Source organism: Campylobacter jejuni, from assembly GCF_049221745.1.
In the GTDB taxonomy this organism is placed as follows: Bacteria; Campylobacterota; Campylobacteria; order Campylobacterales; family Campylobacteraceae; genus Campylobacter_D; species Campylobacter_D jejuni_E.
Genome location: NZ_JBMJAO010000018.1, coordinates 1 through 6,267, shown reverse-complemented (window position 1 = coordinate 6,267; position 6,267 = coordinate 1). Strand labels below are relative to the sequence as shown.

At 41.5% G+C, this 6,267-nt stretch carries 2 tRNA genes and 3 rRNA genes; all 5 read right to left on the bottom strand.

Annotated elements, in window-relative coordinates:
- Nucleotides 1–50 precede the first annotated feature (50 nt).
- The 5 genes from rrf to ACOTU8_RS08590 all read right to left on the bottom strand — a co-directional run bounded on the left by rrf (nucleotide 51) and on the right by ACOTU8_RS08590 (nucleotide 5,715).
- Nucleotides 51–167 (bottom strand): 5S ribosomal RNA (rrf, locus tag ACOTU8_RS08610).
- A 265-nt stretch (nucleotides 168–432) separates the two neighbouring features.
- Nucleotides 433–3,340 (bottom strand): 23S ribosomal RNA (locus ACOTU8_RS08605).
- 600 nt (nucleotides 3,341–3,940) lie between these two features.
- A tRNA-Ile gene (locus ACOTU8_RS08600) sits at nucleotides 3,941–4,017 on the bottom strand.
- Nucleotides 4,018–4,023: 6 nt separating this feature from the next.
- Nucleotides 4,024–4,099, bottom strand: a tRNA-Ala gene (locus ACOTU8_RS08595).
- A 103-nt stretch (nucleotides 4,100–4,202) separates the two neighbouring features.
- Nucleotides 4,203–5,715 (bottom strand): 16S ribosomal RNA (locus ACOTU8_RS08590).
- The 16S, 23S and 5S rRNA genes sit together here with 2 tRNA genes alongside, the layout of an rRNA operon.
- Nucleotides 5,716–6,267 lie beyond the last annotated feature (552 nt).

The window sequence follows — 6,267 nt, the reverse complement described above, 5'->3', positions numbered from 1 at the left end:
AAACTAAAAACATATGATTTTATAAAAAGTAAGCAATATAAGAACTAACAAGTCCGCAATGAGCTACTTTCCCCCTGCCAGTAAGGCGTAGTATCATCACCCACGATGTGCTTAGCTTCTTGGTTCGGGATGGAACAAGGCGTTTCCACATCTGTATAATCACGGACATTGTTATTTAAATATTCTTTGAAAGATTCAATCTAAGAATAAAGCTTAATCTTTTATTTCTTTATTCTCTTTCTTCTTTTGTTTTTCTTTCTTTATTTTTTACTTATCTTTTATCTTTGATAAGCTTTTACATAGAATACTTAAAAAACAATGTTAAGAGCAAGTTCTAATATAAACCCTACTTGAAAGATTTCTATTAAACTTTAAATATTATTTACATTCAAAGCTTTCTTTAAAAACCTTAACAAGGAAGTGATGCTTTATAAAGATAAGCCAAACGCTCTATTAGTACTGGTCAGCTAAAGGACTTTCATCCATTACACACCCAGCCTATCAAACTAGTAGTCTTCTAGAGAGCTTAGAGAAGATTCATCTTAGAGTTGGCTTCACGCTTAGATGCTTTCAGCGTTTATCCTTTCCAAACTTAGCTACGCTGCGATGCTCTTGGCAGAACAACAGCTACACCAGTGGTTTGTTCAACCCGGTCCTCTCGTACTAGGGTCAAATCTCTTCAATCTTCTTACGCCCACGGCAGATAGGGACCGAACTGTCTCACGACGTTCTGAACCCAGCTCGCGTACCGCTTTAAATGGCGAACAGCCATACCCTTGGGACCTGCTCCAGCCCCAGGATGCGATGAGCCGACATCGAGGTGCCAAACCTCCCCGTCGATGTGAGCTCTTGGGGGAGATCAGCCTGTTATCCCCGGGGTACCTTTTATCCTTTGAGCGATGGCCCTTCCACACAGAACCACCGGATCACTAAGACCGACTTTCGTCTCTGCTTGACTTGTATGTCTTGCAGTTAAGCTGGCTTATACCTTTATACTCTACAAACGATTTCCAACCGTTCTGAGCCAACCTTTGTAAGCCTCCGTTATTATTTGGGAGGCGACCGCCCCAGTCAAACTACCCACCAGACATTGTCCCACTTGAGGATAACTCAAGCTGGTTAGCTACCCAAATAAGAAAGAGTGGTATCTCAACAACGGCTCATAATAAACTAGCGTCTATTACTCAAAGCCTCCCACCTATCCTGCACATTCTTATCCAAGTAGCAGTGTCAAGCTGTAGTAAAGGTCCACGGGGTCTTTCCGTCTTGCCGCGGGTAGGAGGAATTTTCACCTCCACTACAATTTCACTGGATCCCTCTTTGAGACAGCTCCCATCTCGTTACGCCATTCATGCAGGTCGGTATTTAACCGACAAGGAATTTCGCTACCTTAGGACCGTTATAGTTACGGCCGCCGTTTACTCGGGCTTCGATCAAGAGCTTCGCTAATGCTAACCCCATCAATTAACCTTCGAGCACCGGGCAGGCGTCACACCCTATACATCCTCTTACGAGTTAGCAGAGTGCTGTGTTTTTGGTAAACAGTCGGGAGGGACTCTTTGTTGTAAGTTTCTTCGCTTTCGGAGTAAATCCTAATACGAAGCGAACCACACCTTATACCGAAGATACGGTGCTATTTTGCAGAGTTCCTTAAAGAGAGTTCTTCCACGCGCCTTAGAATACTCATCCCACCCACCTGTGTCGGTTTACGGTACGGGCAACATTAGCTAAACTTAGAAACTTTTCTTGGCTCGACGGCATCAGGGGTTCTCCTATCCATCCGAAGACTTCAAAGAGCCTTTCAGTTCTTAGAGTATTGTTATACGGATTTGCCTGTATAACCTCCTACGACCTTAGACTAGCACTTCCATCCGCTAGCCCCCTTAGCCCTAAGCGTCCTTCCATCGCACACTAATGTTGGTATTGGAATATTAACCAATTTGCCATCGTCTACCCCTTTCGGACTCGACTTAGGACCCGACTAACCCTACGATGACGAGCATCGCGTAGGAAACCTTGGGTTTACGGCGTTAATGATTCTCACATTAATTATCGCTACTCATGCCTGCATGCTCACTTCTATTCGCTCCAGCACTCCTTACCGGTATACCTTCGACGCAAATAGAACGCTCTCCTACCACTTGACAAAGTCAAGTCTACAGCTTCGGTACTTACTTTAGCCCCGTTATATTTTCCGCGCAAAATCACTAGACCAGTGAGCTATTACGCTTTCTTTAAAGGATGGCTGCTTCTAAGCCAACCTCCTGGTTGTTTAAGTAACTTCACATCGTTTTCCACTTAAGTAAGATTTAGGGACCTTAGCTGGTAGTCTGGGTTGTTTCCCTCTTGACGACGGATTTTATCACTCGCCGCCTGACTGCTGTGATTACATATAAGGTATTCGGAGTTTGATAGGGTTTGGTACATTGGTGTATGCCCTAGCCCATTCAGTGCTCTACCCCCTTATATTACGACACAACGCTATACCTAAATATATTTCGGAGAGAACCAGCTATCACGAAGTTTGATTGGCCTTTCACCCCTATCCACAAGTCATCCCGGGGCTTTTCAACGCCTATGGGTTCAGTCCTCCACTAGTTCTTACACTAGCTTCAACTTGCTCATGGATAGATCACTTCGTTTCGGGTCTGCAGCATCTGACTAAGCGCCCTATTCAGACTCGCTTTCGCTACGGCTTCGCGTGTACTTAACCTTGCCAGACACCACAACTCGCAGGCTCATTATGCAAAAGGCAGTCCATCACACTGTATTGCTACATAGTGCTCTGAATGATTGTAAGCAAATGGTTTCAGGTTCTATTTCACTCTGATCACCTCAGTTCTTTTCACCTTTCCCTCACGGTACTTGTGCACTATCGATCTGGTATTAGTATTTAGGGTTGGATCGTGGTCGACCCAGCTTCAGACAAAATTCCACGTGTTTCGCCCTACTCAGGATACTGCTAGCTAAGCTTCATTTTTCGCATACGGGACTATCACCCTCTATGGCTATACTTTCCAGAATGTTCTGCTAAACTCAGCTCTTGCACATTGCAGTCCTACAACCCCCAGTGCAAGCACTGGGTTTGCCCTCTTACGCTTTCGCTCGCCGCTACTGACGCAATCTCTATTGATTTCTTTTCCTGAGGGTACTAAGATGTTTCAATTCCCCTCGTTCGCTCCTATATAGGTAATGTATATCTCTATACATTGGGTTGCCCCATTCGGAAATCTACGGATCAAAGCTTCTTGACAGCTCCCCGTAGCTTATCGCAGTCTAGTACGTCCTTCATCGCCTTTACCAGTCAAGGCATCCACCATTCGCTCTTAGTAGCTTACCTTTTTTACCTTTTATATTGATTCTAAAACGCATCACTTCCTTGTTAAAGTTTTTATGATAAGACTTCTTTATCTTAAGACGGAAAGCATTCAAACACTTAATATAAATACTAAAAATTAAATTTAGTTCTAAACCAAGCTGTGAGTTTGAAACTTGTCTTTAATTTATAAATCTTAATCTAATATTCTCTTTATTCAAAAAATAAAGATAATTAAAAGTTATAAGTTAAACTAAAGAAAAGATAAATAGGTTTTATCCTTCAACAAGTCCTGTAAAATTGTTTTTATTAAAACTTGCTTGTGACTCTTAACAATGATAATTAAAAAGAACATTTAGGTTTAAAACCTAAAGAAAATATATAATCAAAGTATTTTACACTTGAAGATTAAAATAAATCTATTATAGTTTTATATTAGATTATTTTAATATACTTAATATATACTTGCTTTAGATTTTAAAGCTTATTTATTGCAACTTCTTCTAAAAAGTTTTAATAAATTTTAATTATTGACAAATCTTTTTTTAATATTTTAAAGCTTAAAACTAAAAAAGCTTAAAATAATAATCTTAGTCTTTATCTTTTTTAAGATTGATTTTTTTATGGTGGGCCTAACAAGACTTGAACTTGTGACCTCACCCTTATCAGGGGTGCACTCTAACCAGCTGAGCTATAGGCCCTTATAATGGTGGAGAATAGCGGGATCGAACCGCTGACCTCCTGCGTGCAAAGCAGGCGCTCTCCCAGCTGAGCTAATTCCCCATAAACAATTAGCTTTATCATCAATCTTTGAAATCTAAACAAGAATCAATTGAGTTTATATATTGAAGTAATAGTTGTGAGACTTATTACTTTAGTACTCTAGAAAGGAGGTGATCCAACCGCAGGTTCTCCTACGGTTACCTTGTTACGACTTCACCCCAGTCGCTGATTCCACTGTGGACGGTAACTAGTTTAGTATTCCGGCTTCGAGTGAAATCAACTCCCATGGTGTGACGGGCGGTGAGTACAAGACCCGGGAACGTATTCACCGTAGCATGGCTGATCTACGATTACTAGCGATTCCGGCTTCATGCTCTCGAGTTGCAGAGAACAATCCGAACTGGGACATATTTTATAGATTTGCTCCACCTCGCGGTATTGCGTCTCATTGTATATGCCATTGTAGCACGTGTGTCGCCCTGGGCATAAGGGCCATGATGACTTGACGTCGTCCACACCTTCCTCCTCCTTACGAAGGCAGTCTATTTAGAGTGCTCGGCCTAACCGTTAGCAACTAAATACGTGGGTTGCGCTCGTTGCGGGACTTAACCCAACATCTCACGACACGAGCTGACGACAGCCGTGCAGCACCTGTCTCTAAGTTCTAGCAAGCTAGCACCCTCATATCTCTATAAGGTTCTTAGGATATCAAGCCCAGGTAAGGTTCTTCGCGTATCTTCGAATTAAACCACATGCTCCACCGCTTGTGCGGGTCCCCGTCTATTCCTTTGAGTTTTAATCTTGCGACCGTACTCCCCAGGCGGTACACTTAATGCGTTAGCTGCATTACTGAGATGACTAGCACCCCAACAACTAGTGTACATCGTTTAGGGCGTGGACTACCAGGGTATCTAATCCTGTTTGCTCCCCACGCTTTCGCGCCTTAGCGTCAGTTGAGTTCCAGCAGATCGCCTTCGCAATGGGTATTCTTGGTGATATCTACGGATTTTACCCCTACACCACCAATTCCATCTGCCTCTCCCTCACTCTAGATTACCAGTTTCCCAAGCAGTTTAATGGTTAAGCCATTAGATTTCACAAGAGACTTGATAATCCGCCTACGCGCCCTTTACGCCCAGTGATTCCGAGTAACGCTTGCACCCTCCGTATTACCGCGGCTGCTGGCACGGAGTTAGCCGGTGCTTATTCCTTAGGTACCGTCAGAATTCTTCCCTAAGAAAAGGAGTTTACGCTCCGAAAAGTGTCATCCTCCACGCGGCGTTGCTGCGTCAGGGTTTCCCCCATTGCGCAATATTCCCTACTGCTGCCTCCCGTAGGAGTCTGGACCGTGTCTCAGTTCCAGTGTGACTGATCATCCTCTCAGACCAGTTAAGCGTCATAGCCTTGGTAAGCCATTACCTTACCAACTAGCTGATACTATATAGTCTCATCCTACACCGAAAAACTTTCCCTACTCAACTTGTGTTAAGCAGGAGTATGGGGTATTAGCACTCATTTCTAAGTGTTGTCCCCCAGTGTAGGGCAGATTAACTATACCTTACTCACCCGTGCGCCACTAATCCACTTCTAGCAAGCTAAAAGCTTCATCGTTCGACTTGCATGTATTAGGCACGCCGCCAGCGTTCACTCTGAGCCAGGATCAAACTCTCCATAATAAACCTTCTTTAGCGTCAAGGCAAAGCCTTGACTAAGAAGCAAGCTAAAGGCCTACCCCGCCAACTAATAGATAAACTACTTAGATTGCATTAAAGAGATAAACCTTATTACTTTTATAGATAGTTTAATCTTTTTCTTCAAAGAAAAAGTATGAAAGATTAAAAAGAAAAGTTTTTAATCTTTAATTATTGACTTGATAGATTTTACATAATTGCTTATGCCTAAATCTTTCTGGCTCAATCGATCACTTATTTAGATTTCAAAGATTGACTAATAAGATTTGAAATAACAATACTAAATTAAAAGAACAAAACAAAAAATCATTTTTAAAAGAAAAGTTTAAAATAAAAACAAGATTTATAAAAAAGCTTTTAGTTTACTAAGATAAAAACTAAAAGAGTTAATTTATAAAATCTACTAAGCTAGTGAAACTTTATAATTTAAAAGATTTTAAGTCCTTTTTCAAAAAAAGGAAATGAAAGTATAACTAATTAAACTTAAAAGGGGATTAAATAAAGGATTAAATAGTATAAATATTTGTGTAAATATTT